Annotated in this window: 16 protein-coding genes and 3 tRNA genes; 3 read left to right on the top strand and 16 right to left on the bottom strand. The window is 69.2% G+C overall.

Annotated features, from left to right (window positions below; genetic code table 11):
• Positions 1-43 precede the first annotated feature (43 nt).
• The 7 genes from rplJ to ACIQRW_RS10545 form a co-directional block, all read right to left on the bottom strand.
• The gene (rplJ, locus tag ACIQRW_RS10575; RefSeq protein ID WP_398065598.1) at positions 44-601 is read right to left on the bottom strand and encodes a 50S ribosomal protein L10; all 558 of its coding nucleotides are present in this window, start codon (positions 599-601) and stop codon (positions 44-46) included.
• A 273-nt stretch (positions 602-874) separates the two neighbouring features.
• Positions 875-1,792 carry a hypothetical protein gene (locus tag ACIQRW_RS10570; protein ID WP_403757215.1) on the bottom strand — a complete coding sequence of 306 codons (918 nt, stop codon included), beginning with the start codon at positions 1,790-1,792 and terminating at the stop codon, positions 875-877.
• Between the two features lie 170 nt (positions 1,793-1,962).
• A complete protein-coding gene (rplA, locus tag ACIQRW_RS10565; protein ID WP_007445923.1) occupies positions 1,963-2,685 on the bottom strand; it encodes a 50S ribosomal protein L1 in 723 nt (240 codons plus the stop codon).
• An 80-nt stretch (positions 2,686-2,765) separates the two neighbouring features.
• Entirely contained in the window at positions 2,766-3,200 is a 435-nt protein-coding gene (gene rplK / locus ACIQRW_RS10560) for a 50S ribosomal protein L11 (RefSeq protein WP_073740413.1), read from the bottom strand.
• A gap of 176 nt (positions 3,201-3,376) precedes the next feature.
• Entirely contained in the window at positions 3,377-4,264 is an 888-nt protein-coding gene (nusG, locus tag ACIQRW_RS10555; protein ID WP_403757211.1) for a transcription termination/antitermination protein NusG, read from the bottom strand.
• 73 nt (positions 4,265-4,337) lie between these two features.
• The gene (gene secE, locus ACIQRW_RS10550; RefSeq protein WP_018960177.1) at positions 4,338-4,625 is read right to left on the bottom strand and encodes a preprotein translocase subunit SecE; all 288 of its coding nucleotides are present in this window, start codon (positions 4,623-4,625) and stop codon (positions 4,338-4,340) included.
• 106 nt (positions 4,626-4,731) lie between these two features.
• Positions 4,732-4,804, bottom strand: a tRNA-Trp gene (locus tag ACIQRW_RS10545).
• 212 nt (positions 4,805-5,016) lie between these two features.
• Here ACIQRW_RS10545 and ACIQRW_RS10540 point away from each other — a divergent pair.
• Entirely contained in the window at positions 5,017-6,243 is a 1,227-nt protein-coding gene (locus ACIQRW_RS10540; protein ID WP_403757208.1) for a pyridoxal phosphate-dependent aminotransferase, read from the top strand.
• Between the two features lie 139 nt (positions 6,244-6,382).
• Positions 6,383-7,396: an adenosine deaminase gene (locus ACIQRW_RS10535; protein ID WP_007445930.1), complete on the top strand. Its 1,014-nt coding sequence runs from the start codon at positions 6,383-6,385 to the stop codon at positions 7,394-7,396.
• Here ACIQRW_RS10535 and ACIQRW_RS10530 read toward each other — a convergent pair.
• On the bottom strand, positions 7,389-7,979 hold the full coding sequence (locus ACIQRW_RS10530; RefSeq protein ID WP_403757205.1) for a TetR/AcrR family transcriptional regulator: 591 nt from the start codon (positions 7,977-7,979) through the stop codon (positions 7,389-7,391). The two genes, ACIQRW_RS10535 and ACIQRW_RS10530, sit on opposite strands and share 8 nt — an antisense overlap.
• Positions 7,980-8,075: 96 nt before the next feature.
• On the opposite strand from ACIQRW_RS10530, the gene ACIQRW_RS10525 reads away from it, so the two are divergent.
• Positions 8,076-8,711: an NAD(P)-dependent oxidoreductase gene (locus ACIQRW_RS10525; RefSeq protein WP_403757202.1), complete on the top strand. Its 636-nt coding sequence runs from the start codon at positions 8,076-8,078 to the stop codon at positions 8,709-8,711.
• Between the two features lie 55 nt (positions 8,712-8,766).
• On the opposite strand, the gene ACIQRW_RS10520 is transcribed toward ACIQRW_RS10525, so the two are convergent.
• The 8 genes from ACIQRW_RS10520 to ACIQRW_RS10485 form a co-directional block, all read right to left on the bottom strand.
• Positions 8,767-9,822 carry a UDP-N-acetylmuramate dehydrogenase gene (locus ACIQRW_RS10520; RefSeq protein ID WP_403757199.1) on the bottom strand — a complete coding sequence of 352 codons (1,056 nt, stop codon included), beginning with the start codon at positions 9,820-9,822 and terminating at the stop codon, positions 8,767-8,769.
• A gap of 71 nt (positions 9,823-9,893) precedes the next feature.
• Complete coding sequence (locus ACIQRW_RS10515) at positions 9,894-11,360, bottom strand: DHA2 family efflux MFS transporter permease subunit (RefSeq protein ID WP_403757196.1); 1,467 nt, start codon at positions 11,358-11,360, stop codon at positions 9,894-9,896.
• 74 nt (positions 11,361-11,434) lie between these two features.
• On the bottom strand, positions 11,435-11,983 hold the full coding sequence (locus ACIQRW_RS10510; protein WP_403757464.1) for a TetR/AcrR family transcriptional regulator: 549 nt from the start codon (positions 11,981-11,983) through the stop codon (positions 11,435-11,437).
• Between the two features lie 131 nt (positions 11,984-12,114).
• Positions 12,115-12,543 (bottom strand): MaoC family dehydratase, encoded by a 429-nt coding sequence (locus tag ACIQRW_RS10505; protein ID WP_403757193.1) that lies wholly within the window; start codon positions 12,541-12,543, stop codon positions 12,115-12,117.
• On the bottom strand, positions 12,543-12,995 hold the full coding sequence (locus ACIQRW_RS10500) for a MaoC family dehydratase N-terminal domain-containing protein (RefSeq protein ID WP_361336222.1): 453 nt from the start codon (positions 12,993-12,995) through the stop codon (positions 12,543-12,545). The genes ACIQRW_RS10505 and ACIQRW_RS10500 overlap by 1 nt, the downstream gene beginning before the upstream one ends.
• 124 nt (positions 12,996-13,119) lie before the next feature.
• Positions 13,120-13,284 carry a 50S ribosomal protein L33 gene (gene rpmG / locus ACIQRW_RS10495; RefSeq protein ID WP_003956487.1) on the bottom strand — a complete coding sequence of 55 codons (165 nt, stop codon included), beginning with the start codon at positions 13,282-13,284 and terminating at the stop codon, positions 13,120-13,122.
• An 88-nt stretch (positions 13,285-13,372) separates the two neighbouring features.
• Positions 13,373-13,445 (bottom strand) — tRNA-Met (locus ACIQRW_RS10490).
• Between the two features lie 45 nt (positions 13,446-13,490).
• Positions 13,491-13,563, bottom strand: a tRNA-Thr gene (locus ACIQRW_RS10485).
• Positions 13,564-13,774: the final 211 nt, after the last annotated feature.

Raw genomic sequence — 13,774 nt, 5'->3', positions numbered from 1 at the left:
TGTCGGCGGGCGTACGTGGAGCCCGCTGGACCGCTGAGCGAAATTACTCGGCGGCCTCGGCGGGAGCCGGAGTACCGGCACCGCCCTGCTCTTCCTTCTTGACGCGAAGCGCTTCCGCGGTGCGGACGAACTTCGACGGCAGTGCCTGGAAGAGCTGCGCAGCCTGAGTCTGCTTGCCCTTGAAGGCACCGGCCAGCTTGGAGAGCAGAACCTCGCGGGACTCGAGGTCCGCGAGCTTCTTGATCTCATCGGCGGACAGCGCCTTACCGTCAAGGACACCGCCCTTGATGATGAGGTTGGGGTTGTCCTTGGCGAAGTCACGAAGACCCTTCGCCGACTCCACCGGGTCACCGGTGACGAAGGCAACCGCCGTCGGACCCGAGAACAGGTCGTCCAGCGTGTCGATCCCGGCCTCGTTGGCCGCAATCTTGGTCAGCGTGTTCTTCACCACGGCGTACTGGGCGTTCTCACCGAGCGAACGGCGCAGCTCCTTGAGCTGTGCCACGGTGAGACCCCGGTACTCGGTCAGCACGGCGGCGTTCGAGCTGCGGAACTGGTCCGTCAGCTCGGCTACCGCGGCAGCCTTGTCGGGCCTTGCCATGAGCGTCGGCCTCCTTCCGGGTGATGAGGACCGCTCAGAAGGGGCCGGGAAAGACGAAACGCCCCAGCACAAGTGCCAGGGCGCGGCTCGACCGAACAGAGTCCGGGAGCGTTCCACAGTCACCTGCGCAGGTCGTCCGATCTAGCGGAACCTTCGGTCACTGTCCCTCTGACGAGGCGCAGTGACGACCAGCGGTCTTTGGCTTCTTGGTGAGAGTACGCGACCGGATGCGGGACGAGCAAATCCGTCCCCGTTCGTCCCTTGCGGGAGGTGTCAGGAGGCGGCGCCCGGGGTAGCGCCGCCCTGCTTCAGCATCTCCTTGAAGTCCACGGTGTCCGAGGCCGCCGGCTTCTCGGAGGGGACCTCGGTGCCGTAGTCGCTGTAGAAGAGCGTCGAGTTGAACGCGCCGGTCTTCATCTCGCCGCGCTCGGTCTTCTTCACCAGCAGGTCGTTCTTGTCGACCCAGATGTCGACGGTCTGGGTGGTCACCCCGGCCAGGGCGAGCTGCTCCTTGAAGGCGGCCAGCTGCTTCGCGTCCAGGTTGCTGTTCTTCGCGGTCAGGTCAGCCACGTCGACCGTGCCGGAGTAGTGCGTCGCGGGGACCCCGCGGACGTCCTCCTGGCCGACCTTCTTCACGTCGCCGGAGGCCAGGAGCGCCTTCACACCCTGCTCGGGCGTGCTGTTCTGGATCTGGTCCTTCATGACGTCGCCGGAGGCCCCGCCCAGCTCGGCGAGGTCCTTGTAGGAATACCGGATCCAGTGCTTGCCGCCGGTGTTGGCCGCCATGGCGTCGCCCATGTTGGCGTAGTACTCGTCCTTGAAGTAGCGCGCCTCGACCGATCCGTCACCGCCGGCCTGCTTCAGGGCGTCGCCCATGGTGCCGCCGGTGTACGTGATGGTCAGCGCGCCCGACAGGCCGTCGGCCCAGCCGATGGACCCGGACTGCTTCATGGACATGGCGCTGCCCATCTCGGTGGTGCCCTCGACCTTCGCCGACTGGGCGCCTCCGGTCTTCTGCTGCACCTGCTTCAGCGCGGCCACGGGGCTCGCCTTGGAGACGGCGCCCGCCTTGCCCTCACCGGCGCCGTCGGAGCCCTTCGAGCCGTCGGAGCCACTGCAGGCCGCTATCGACGTCAGTGCCGCCGCGGCGGCCAGAGCCGTGCCCATGCGTCGTGCCGTGCTCGTCCTCATGTACCCGTCCACCCCTCGTATCGTCCGTCGTCCCCCGCACAACAGTGGCACAGGGCACTGACAGACATGGCTCCTTACGGATACGAGGACGGGCCCCGCACCTCGAAAGGTTGCGGGGCCCGTTCACACAGTGCACGCGTACGACGCGGCTACCGGGTGAGCATGGAAGCTCAGACGGAGGCCGGGTCCTCCTCGACGAGGAGGTTGCGGGTGCGGTTGGCGTCCAGCGGGATGCCGGGGCCCATCGTGGTGGCCAGCGTGGCCTTCTTGATGTAGCGGCCCTTGGCGGCGGACGGCTTCAGACGGAGGATCTCGTCCAGCGCCGCTGCGTAGTTCTCCACCAGCTTGGTCTCGTCGAACGAGGTCTTGCCGATGATGAAGTGCAGGTTCGAGTGCTTGTCGACGCGGAACTCGATCTTGCCGCCCTTGATGTCGTTGACAGCCTTCACGACATCGGGGGTGACGGTGCCGGTCTTCGGGTTCGGCATCAGACCACGCGGACCGAGCACGCGGCCCAGGCGGCCGACCTTGCCCATGAGGTCCGGGGTCGCGACGACGGCGTCGAAGTCCAGACGGCCCTTCGCCACCTCGTCGATGAGCTCGTCGGCGCCGACGATGTCGGCTCCAGCGGCTTCCGCGGCCGCAGCACGGTCACCGGTCGCGAAGACCAGGACCCGGGCGGTCTTGCCGGTGCCGTGCGGGAGGTTCACGGTGCCACGGACCATCTGGTCGGCCTTGCGCGGGTCGACACCCAGGGCAAAGGCGACCTCGACGGTGCTGTCGAACTTCGTGGAGGCGGTGTCCTTGGCGATACGGACGGCCTCGAGCGGGGCGTAGTTGCGCTCCCGGTCGATCTTGGCGTCCGCAGCGCGGAGGTTCTTGCTGCGCTTCACTTCTACTCCTGTGGTTTCAGAGTGTGGAGTCGTGGTGCGGACCAGCGCTTGGTCCTACCACTGGGGGTTACGGGGCTGAATCAGCCTTCGACCGTGATGCCCATGGAACGGGCGGTGCCGGCAATGATCTTCGACGCGGCGTCGAGGTCATTGGCGTTCAGGTCGGGGAGCTTCGTCGTGGCGATCTCGCGGACCTGGGCGGCCGTCAGCTTGGCAACCTTGGTCTTGTGCGGCTCGCCGGAGCCCTTGTCCACACCCGCGGCCTTGAGGATCAGCTTGGCGGCCGGCGGAGTCTTCGTGATGAAGGTGAAGGAGCGGTCGTCGTAGACCGTGATCTCCACCGGCACGACCATGCCACGCTGCGACTCGGTCGCGGCGTTGTAGGCCTTGCAGAACTCCATGATGTTGACGCCGTGCTGACCGAGCGCGGGGCCGACCGGCGGGGCCGGGTTCGCCGCACCGGCGTTGATCTGAAGCTTGATAAGCCCCGTGATCTTCTTCTTCTTGGGAGGCATTGCTCTCTCCGGGTCCTATGAGAGTGTTTCGCCGCCGATTCCGGTCATCCGGATGGAGGCATACCGCACAACGATAACGGGTATAGCTGCGCGACCAAAAACCAAGCAGGTCAGAGCGGCTGCGAAGCCCCTCTGACCTGCTGGGTAGGCATGTGTCCAGAAACCGGCGGGAAGAGCTAGTTCTTCTGGATCTGGTCGAAGCTGAGCTCGACCGGGGTCTCGCGGCCGAAGATCTCGACGAGACCCTTGACCTTCTTCGAGTCGGCGTTGATCTCGTTGATCGTGGCCTGCAGCGTGGCGAAGGGGCCGTCCGTGACGGTGACCGAGTCGCCGACCTCGAAGTCCAGCACCTGGACCTCGACCTTGCGGGACGGAGCCGGCTTGCCCTCGGCCTCGGCGGCCTCGCGGGCGGCCTTCTCCTCGGCCTCCGGGGCGAGCATCTTGACGATCTCGTCCAGGGTCAGCGGGTACGGGTCGTAGGCGTTGCCCACGAAGCCGGTGACGCCCGGCGTGTTCCGCACGACGCCCCAGGACTCGTTCGTCAGGTCCATGCGCACCAGCACGTAGCCGGGGAGCTTGTTCTGCCGGACGTTCTTGCGCTCGCCGTTCTTGATCTGGACGATTTCCTCTTCAGGCACCTCGGCCTGATAGATGAACTCCTCCACGTTCAGCGAGACGGCACGCTGCTCCAGGTTGGCCTTCACGCGCTTCTCGTAACCGGCGTACGTGTGGATGACGTACCACTCGCCGGGGAGGGTGCGGAGCTCGTCGCGCAGGGCGGCGACGGGGTCGACGGGCGCGGCCGGCTCGGCCTCTTCCTCGTCGGCGCTCTCGTCGTCGGCCTCGACGGACTCGGCTGCCTCGGCGGCGTCGTCCTCGTCGGACTCCTCCGCCTCCACGTTCACGGCGGCCTGCTCGGCGGGCTCGCCCGCGGCGACGTCGGCGGCCTCGGCCTGGTCCGGGTCCACGGAGTCAGCAGCCTCAACGATGTCGAGCTCGTCCTTGGCGGACTCGAAGGCGCCAGCCTCGGGCTCGACGGCGTCGTTCAGGTTCGGGTCAGACACGATGGCTGCTTCTTCCTGGATACAAAGGGTGGAACGTGCGAAAGGGGCGCCGGGTCGGACGCCTTCCGCGAGATCAGCCGAAGACGTACTTGATGACCCGGGCGAAGCCCATGTCGAGAACGGTAACAAGACCGATCATGACGACGACGAACACGATCACCACGGAGGTGTACGTCGTGAGCTGGCTACGAGTCGGCCAGACAACCTTACGGAGTTCGGCGACGATCTGGCGGTAGAACAGCGCGAGCCGACCCAGAGGGCCCTTCTTGCCGCGCTTGCCGCCCTTCCGAGTCTTCTTCTTCGACTCGGGAGCTTCATCCTCAGCATCAGGCATGTCGATGGAGCCCACGGCGTCCGTCACGCTACTCACCTGATTCCGGGTCGTGGCCGTGCCGCGCCCGGTGGAGCCGCACGGCTGTGCAATGAAGTACGTACATGCGCACACATCCTGGCGAAGGAGTGTGTAGCAGGGCCGGAGGGACTTGAACCCCCAACCGCTGGTTTTGGAGACCAGTGCTCTACCAATTGAGCTACGACCCTTTGTGGTTTCCACCAACCTACCGCATCTTTCCCGGTGACCGGGTGCAGGAACGGTGCGGCTGGTGAAGGCCAACGACAGGTGAGTGTACGTGTTCCGGGCCGCCGCGTCGAACAGACCACAACCGACCGGTCCTGTCCGCATGCTGTCCGGGTCCTGTCCGGTCCCTGAAACCCCTGTGCCGACGGCTTTCGCGGTCTGGGAGCATGGGGCCATGAGCGCTGCAACTTCACCGTCCGAGCGCCGGGTTTCGGCCCGCATCGGTGCGATCTCCGAGTCCGCGACCCTCGCCGTCGACGCCAAGGCCAAGGCCCTCAAGGCCGCCGGGCGTCCGGTGATCGGCTTCGGGGCCGGCGAGCCCGACTTCCCGACGCCCGACTACATCGTCGATGCCGCGGTCGAGGCCTGCCGCAACCCGAAGTACCACCGCTACACCCCGGCCGGCGGGCTCCCCGAGCTCAAGGCCGCCATCGCGGAGAAGACCCTGCGCGACTCCGGCTACGAGGTCGACGCCAGCCAGATCCTGGTGACCAACGGCGGCAAGCAGGCCATCTACGAGGCCTTCGCCGCGATCCTCGACCCGGGCGACGAGGTCATCGTCCCCGCCCCGTACTGGACCACCTACCCCGAGTCGATCCGGCTCGCCGGCGGTGTCCCGGTCGAGGTCGTGGCCGACGAGACCACGGGCTACCGGGTCTCCGTCGAGCAGCTGGAGGCCGCGCGTACCGAGAAGACCAAGGTCGTCCTGTTCGTCTCGCCGTCCAACCCGACCGGCGCCGTCTACAGCGAGGCCGACGCCGAGGCCATCGGCCGCTGGGCCGTCGAGCACGGTCTGTGGGTGCTCACCGACGAGATCTACGAGCACCTCGTCTACGGCGACGCCACCTTCACCTCGCTGCCGGCGATCGTCCCCGAGCTGCGCGACAAGTGCATCGTCGTCAACGGCGTCGCCAAGACGTACGCGATGACCGGCTGGCGGGTGGGCTGGATCATCGGCCCGCGGGACGTGGTGAAGGCCGCGACCAACCTCCAGTCGCACGCCACCTCCAACGTCTCCAACGTCGCCCAGGTCGCCGCGCTCGCGGCCGTCTCCGGCCCGCTGGACGCCGTCGCCGAGATGCGCACCGCCTTCGACCGCCGCCGGGGGATCGTCGTGCGGATGCTCAACGAGATCGACGGTGTGTTCTGCCCGGAGCCCGAGGGCGCCTTCTACGCCTACCCGGCGGTGAAGGACCTGCTCGGCAAGGAGATCCGCGGCAAGCGTCCGGCGACCACCGTCGAGCTGGCCGCCCTGATCCTGGACGAGGCCGAGGTCGCCGTCGTGCCCGGCGAGGCCTTCGGCACCCCGGGCTACCTGCGCCTGTCCTACGCCCTGGGCGACGAGGACCTGATCGAGGGCGTCTCGCGGATCCAGAAGCTGCTGGGCGAGGCCAAGGCCTGACCGGTTCCGGAACCGCTCGAACAGAAGGGCCCCCGGCCGCTGGAATCCTCCACCGGCCGGGGGCGCTTTTTGTTCGAGCGGCACCCCTGGACGGGAAAGCGGCTACCGCTCCGGCCCGCCCGTGCGGCAGGATCTTCCAATGGAGCGTGATGTACGTCTGTTGCCCAAGGCCCACCTGCACCTGCACTTCACCGGGTCGATGCGGCCCACCACCCTGCTCGAACTCGCCGACAAGTACGGGGTCCATCTCCCCGACGCCCTGACCGGCGGCGAACCGCCCAAACTGCGGGCGACCGACGAACGCGGCTGGTTCCGTTTCCAGCGGCTCTACGACATCGCCCGGTCGTGTCTGCGGTCCCCCGAGGACATTCACCGTCTGGTGCGCGAGAGCGCCCAGGAGGACGTGGCGGACGGTTCCGGGTGGCTGGAGATCCAGGTCGACCCCACCTCGTACGCCCCGCTGCTCGGGGGGCTGATCCCGGCCATCGAGATCATCCTCGACGCCGTGGACAGCGCCGCCCGGGACACCGGTCTGGGCATGCGCGTGGTGATCGCCGCCAACCGGATGAAGCACCCGCTGGACGCCCGCACCCTGGCCCGGCTCGCCGTCCGTTACGCGGACCGGGGCGTCGTCGGCTTCGGGCTCTCCAACGACGAGCGGCGCGGAATGGCCCGCGACTTCGACCGGGCCTTCGCGATCGCCCGCGAGGGCGGCCTGTTGGCGGCTCCGCACGGCGGGGAGCTCGCCGGGCCCTCCAGCGTGCGCGACTGCCTCGACGACCTGGACGCCTCGCGCATCGGACACGGTGTCCGGGCCGCCGAGGACCCCCGGCTGCTGCGCAAGCTCGCCGAGCGCGGGGTCACCTGCGAGGTCTGCCCGTCGTCCAATGTGGCGCTCGGCGTCTACGAGAAGCCCGCCGACGTCCCCCTGCGCACTCTGTTCGACGCGGGCGTGCCGATGGCGCTGGGGGCGGACGACCCGCTGCTGTTCGGTTCCCGGCTGGCCGCCCAGTACGAGCTGGTGCGCCGCCACCACGGCTTCACCGACGAGGAGCTGGCCGAGCTGGCCCGCCAGTCGGTGCGCGGATCGGCGGCCCCCGTGGACGTACGGGAGAAGTTGCTGTCCGGGATCGACGACTGGCTGGCTAGCTGATCCCGCCCAGCAGCGTGCGGGCCAGGGAGGCGGCGAATTCGTCCAGGGGCTGTGGGGGCGTACCGCCGGGGAGCGCGGCGTAGGCGAAGGCCCGCTGGGCGCAGGCGCCCAGCAGCAGCGAGGCGGCGGCGTAGGTGTCCGCTTCGGCCCGGACCCGGCCCGCGCCCTGTTCGGCGCGCAGATAGGCGTCGAGCTGCCGGATCGGCAGGTGGGGCCCGGCTTCGAGCCCGCCCACGCCCTCCTCGTGACGGCGCTTGAGCTGAGGTTCGGCGTACAGGGACGCGGCCATGGGGAAGGTCTGCTCGTAGAACAGGGCGGCCACCCGGGCGATCTCGGTGAGGTTGCCCTCGACGCTGCCCTCGCCCGCGCGCAGGTCTCCGAGGAGGTTCCCGAGCCGGGGCAGCCGCTCCGCGAGCACGGTGACGAACAGCTCCTCCTTGCCGGAGAAGTACTTGTAGAGCGCGGCCTCCGAGCAGCCGGCCGCCCGGGCGATCTCCTTGGTGGTGGTCCGGGCGAGGCCGATGGAGAGCATCAGCTCGTGCGCCGCGTCGACGATCCGGACGCGGGCGGGCTTCTGGTCCATGCGTGCTCCAACAGGCCGTGACCCGGAGATCTTGACGTCCGGGTGGGGAGCCACCCACCCTAGAGGTTAGTGAACACTCACCCACCAGGGGGCGCTATGAGAATCACCGTGTTCGGGGCGACCGGCGGCGTCGGTCAGGAGATCGTCGGGCAGGCCCTCGCGGCGGGCCACGAGGTGACGGTCGTGGTCCGCGACCCGGACCGGCTCCCGGAGCGGCTGGACCGCGCGGCGTCGCACGCAGTCGTCCGGCTGGACGATCCGGCGGCGGTGCGGGCGGCGGTGGCGGGGCGGGACGCGGTCCTGTCGGGGCTGGGCTCGCGCGGCCGGAAGGCGAACGGCATCGCCGAACGGCTGACCGGGCAGATCCTGGCGGCGATGGAGGCCGAGGGCGCCCGGCGACTGCTGGTGGTGAGCGCGGTGCCCGTGGGTCCGGAGCCGGCGGGCGATCCCCTGGTGGACCGGCTGATGCGCAAGGCGGTCGGCGCGGTCCTGGCGGAGCTGTACGCCGATCTCGCCCGGATGGAGGCGGCGTTGGCCCGCAGTGCGACGGAGTGGACCGTGGTACGGCCGCCGAAGCTGACGGACGGGCCGCTTACGGGCGTCTACCGGCAGGTCGTGGGCGGTACGCCGCGCGGCAGCCGGTCCATCTCCCGGGCCGATGTGGCACACGCGATGCTCGCGTTGGCGGAGGACCCGGCGGCCGTGAAGCAGGGCGTGGGTGTCGCGTACTGACCCCGTCCGTCTTCTACAGGCTCCCGTACGTCTCCTACAGGCTCCCGTACGTCTCCTACAGGCTGACGCCGACCGTCACCGGTTCGTTGACCAGGGTGACGCCGAAGGCCTCGTGCACCCCGGCGACGACCTCGCGGGCCAGGGCGAGCAGGTCCTCGGTGGTGGCCGCGCCCCGGTTGGTGAGGGCGAGGGTGTGCTTGGTGGAGATCCGGGCGGGGCCGCTGCCGTAACCCTTGGTGAATCCGGCCCGGTCGATCAGCCAGGCCGCCGAGGTCTTGGTGCGTCCGTCCTCGGCGGGGAAGGCCGGGGGCGTCACGTCCGGGCCGAGGTGCTCGCCGACCCGAATGAGGAAGTCCTGGAACGCGGCCGGTTCGAGGATCGGGTTGGTGAAGAAGGACCCCGCCGACCAGGTGTCGTGGTCCTCCGGGTCCAGCACCATGCCCTTGCCGGCGCGCAGCCGCAGCACGGTCTCGCGGGCGGCCGTCAGCGGGACGCGTTCGCCCTGCTCGACGCCCATGGCCCTGGCCGTTTCGGGGTACTTCAGGGGCGCGGAGAGCCCGGCCGCCTCTTCCAGCTCGAATCGGACACGCAGCACCACGAAGCGGTCGGGTTCGGCCTTGAAGCGGCTGTGACGGTACGAGAACGCGCACTCGGCGTTCGGAATCGTCACCGTCTCCTCGGTGCGCCGGTCGTAGGCGACGACCTCCGTGATGGTGGTGGACACCTCCTGTCCGTACGCGCCGACGTTCTGAATGGGCGTCGCGCCCGCGGATCCGGGGATGCCGGCCAGGCACTCGATGCCCGCGAGGCCCGCCTCGACGGTCCGGGCGACGGCGTCGGTCCACACCTCGCCGGCTGCCAGCTCCAGGGACGTCCCCGAGAGCGCGAAGCCCTTCGTGGCGATCCGCAGGGCGGTGCCGTCGAAGCCCTTGTCCCCGATGACCAGGTTGGAGCCGCCGCCGATCACCAGCAGCGGGGTGCCGCTCGCGTCGGCCTCGCGCACGGCTGCGATCACCTCGGCGTCGGTCGTGGCGGTCAGCAGCCGGGCGGCGGGGCCGCCGAGCCGGAAGGTGGTCAGGGGGGCGAGGGGGGCGTCGTGGAGTTCCTGCACGGGGACAAGAGTACGGTCCGTGGCCCCGCCGCTCGTGCGGGGCCACGGACCGTACGAGCGGGTCCGGGGGCTCAGGCGGCTGCCCGCTCCGGCTGCGCCGGGCCCTGAGCGGCCGGTTCCGGGGCGGGGCGGCCGGCGCTGCGGCGGCCCGGGATCAGGAGCGCGGCGAGCGCGCCCAGGGCGACCGCACCGGCCCCGATCCAGACGGCGGGCACGGTCCCGTCGGCGAGCAGCCGTGGTGAGCCGTAGCCGCCCTGCGCGGCGAAGACGGCGGCGAGTACCGCGACCCCGAGCGCCCCGCCGACCTCCCGCAGCGCGCTGTTGGCTCCGGAGGCGATGCCCTGTTCGCCGGGCCGGACGCTGGAGAGCACCAGGCTCGCGGCGGGCGCGAAGTACATGGCCATGCCGACTCCGCCGATGATCAGGGCCGGGAACTGGGCGGGGTAGCTCACCCCGGGCTCGATGATCAGGGCGAACAGGGAGAGCCCGACGGCCTGGAGCGCGAGCCCGCTGACCACCACCGGACGGCCCCCGAAGCGGTCGGCGAGATAGCCGGCCAGGGGGGCCACGAGGATCGGCATCCCGGTCCAGGGCAGCATCCGCAGCCCGGCCTCGGTGGGCGAGTGCCCGAGGCCGTTCTGCAGGAACTGGCTGAGCAGGAAGATCGATCCGAACATCCCGAGGAACATCAGCAGGCTCGCGGCGTTGATCCCGAGGAAGGCCCGGCTGCGGAACAGCCGCATCGGCAGCATCGGGTTCTCCGCCCGGATGCCGTGGCGGACGAACAGGGCGAGCAGCACCGTGCCCGCGATCAGCCCGGTCAGGACGACGGGATCGGTCCATCCGTGGCTCGCGGTGTTGACCAGGGCGTAGACGATGCCGAAGAGGCCCGCGCTGACCAGGACCGTGCCGCGGATGTCCAGGGGCGCCTTCGGCGCGTAGGACTCGGTGAGCCGCAGCCGGGCCAGCGGCAGCAGCACCAGGCCTATCGGCACGTTCAGCCAGAAGATCCACTGCCAGGAGATGTGCTCGGTGAGCGCGCCGCCGATCAGCGGGCCGCTGGCGACCGCGACCCCGGTCACCGCCCCGAAGACGCCCAGCGCCGCTCCCCGCCGCTCGGGCGGGACGGCGGCGCCGATCAGGGTGAGCGTCAACGGCATCATGATCGCCGCCCCCACGCCCTGGACCGCCCGGAAGGCGATGAGTTCCCCGATGCCCGGGGAGAGGGCCGCCGCGGCGGAGGCGGCCGTGAAGACGGCGAGTCCGGCCATGAACAGCCGTCGTCTGCCGAACCGGTCCCCGAGCGCGGCCCCGAGCATCAGCAGCACGGCGAAGGTCAGGGTGTACGCGTTCACCGTCCACTCCAGCTCCTCCAGGCCGCCGCCGAGGCTCTCGCGGATGGAGGGAAGGGCGGTCGTGACGACCAGGTTGTCAAGGGCCGCCATGAATCCGGCGACGCTGGTGATGACGAGGACCCAGACCGCTCCCCCGCGGCCGGTCGTGCCGTGCCGTGCGTTCACTTCTCCCCCTGCTGACATGTCTCCCCTTGCTGATTAGTTATTGATCACTAACTTTCACGGTCAGAAAACCGGGCGGCCCCGGACCGCGCTGCTCACTCGGCGGGCCTGGACGAGATGTGGAACCCCGACCAGACGCGGTGATCGGACGGGAAACCGAGCGAGGCGAGCGTATTGATGAGCATCCCGTACGCCAGGAACGACGTCGTCTCGTTCTCGTCGGCGCCGAGCGCGAGGTGGACGTCGCTCCACATCCGCTCCCAGGCCGTCCGCAGGGACTCACCGAACGCGCGATCACCCGCGGCCTCCGCCGCGGCGACGGCCGCGTACGTCTGCATCTGCATCATCAGCTTCTCGCCGTCGTCGACGATCAGCCGCTGGTACGCCTCGGCCATGGCGCTCAGCGCCTCTTCCCCCTCCAGCCCCTCCGAAGCCTCCGCGACGACCCGCCGGGTCTCCTCCAGGCAGCGCTCGGCGGCGGCGAGGAAGATGGCCTGCTTGTTGGGGAAGAGCCGGAACAGATACGGCTGCGAGACGCCGACCCGCCGGGCGATCACCTCGGTGGACGTCCCGTTGTAGCCACCGCGGGCGAACTCGGTGATAGCCGCCCGGACGACGCTCTCGCGCCGCTCCTCCGCACTCATCCTTGCCATGAAAGTAAGTTATTGCTCAATAACCAACCTGGCAAGGCGGCCCCCGGGGGAACGAGCACAAGTGAGGGGCGCCCCTCCGCAGGAGGAACGCCCCTCACTTCCGACCACAGCGCCGATACGTCTCAGGCGAGCCGGACCACGGCCCGGGACATCCCCAGCACCTTCTTGCCGTCACACAGAGCGACCAGGTCCACCCGGACCAGGTTGTCGTCCAGCTTCGCCGCGACCTTGCCGCTGACCTCGATCAGCGCGCCCTTGTCGTCGTTGGGCACGACGACCGGCTTCGTGAAACGCACTCCGTAGTCGACGACCGCGCCCGGGTCGCCGGCCCAGTCCGTGACCACCCGGATCGCCTCGGCCATCGTGAACATGCCGTGTGCGATCACGTCCGGCAGTCCGACCTCGAGCGCGAACTTCTCGTTCCAGTGGATCGGGTTGAAGTCGCCCGAGGCGCCCGCGTACTGCACGAGCATGCCCCGGGTCACCGGGAACGACTGCGCCGGCAGCTCCGTACCGACCTCGACCGATCCGTAAGAGACCTTCGCCGTCATCACGCCTCCTCGGCGGCGCGTGCCACCAGCTTCGTGAGCGCCGTGACCACCAGTTCGCCGGCCTCGTCGTGCACATCCCCGCGGATGTCCACAATGTCGTTGCCCGCGAGGGACTTGATGGCCTCGATCGTGGACGTGACCGTCAGCCGGTCCCCCGCCCGCACCGGACGCACGTAACTGAACTTCTGGTCGCCGTGGACGACCCGGCTGTAGTCCAGGCCCAGCTGTGGGTCCTGCACCACCTCTCCGGCGGCCCGGTAGGTGATCGAGAAGACGAACGTGGGCGGCGCGATCACATCGGCGTGACCGAGCGCACGGGCGGCCTCCGCGTCGACGTACGCCGGGTGGGTGTCGCCCACCGCCTCGGCGAACTCGCGGATCTTCTCCCGGCCGACCTCGTACGCCGGAGTGGGCGGATAGGTCCGCCCCACGAAGGACTGGTCGAGCGCCATGAGCTCGCTACCTCCTGAGAAACCTGGTGAAAGACGAATGAGGGCACGCCCCTGTGCGGGAACGACCCCCTACAACGACACGAGGCCGCCCCCAGGAGGGGACGGCCTCGTGTACGAGCCTGATTCAGCGCGTTTCGCGGTGCGCGGTGTGCGAGTTGCAGCGCGGGCAGTGCTTCTTCATCTCAAGACGGTCCGGGTTGTTACGCCGGTTCTTCTTGGTGATGTAGTTCCGCTCCTTGCACTCCACGCAGGCCAGCGTGATCTTCGGGCGGACGTCGGTGGCAGCCACGTGAGTGCTCCTTGGACGGACGGTGGACGGATGAACGCATAAAAGGGTAGCCGATCGAAGGACCGACCCAGCAATCGGCTACCGTTAGTAGCGGTGACCGGACTTGAACCGGTGACACAGCGATTATGAGCCGCTTGCTCTACCGACTGAGCTACACCGCTTTGATGATGAGTCCCCCCGCCGAAGCGGGGTTTCCCGATCACCAGAGCCCCAATGCGGAATCGAACCGCAGACCTTCTCCTTACCATGGAGACGCTCTACCGACTGAGCTATTGGGGCGAGCGATGAAGACATTACACGGTCCCCCGCCGGTTGCCCAAATCCGTTTGTGCCGCACTCTCCGGCCCTCCGTCCGGGGCCGCCCACACCCCCTGATCAGGCCTTGATCCAGGCCGCGTCCACCGCGGGAACCGGCCCGGCCGGCGGCCGGCGCAGGCGCACCGGTACGACTATTCCGCTCCTCCCGGACGCCGCCCCCGCACGCCCCTAG

Source organism: Streptomyces sp. NPDC091287 (genome assembly GCF_044768525.1).
Lineage (GTDB): Bacteria > Actinomycetota > Actinomycetes > Streptomycetales > Streptomycetaceae > Streptomyces.
Note: the sequence above shows the minus strand (reverse complement) of the source record. Positions and strands in the feature narration are given on the sequence as shown.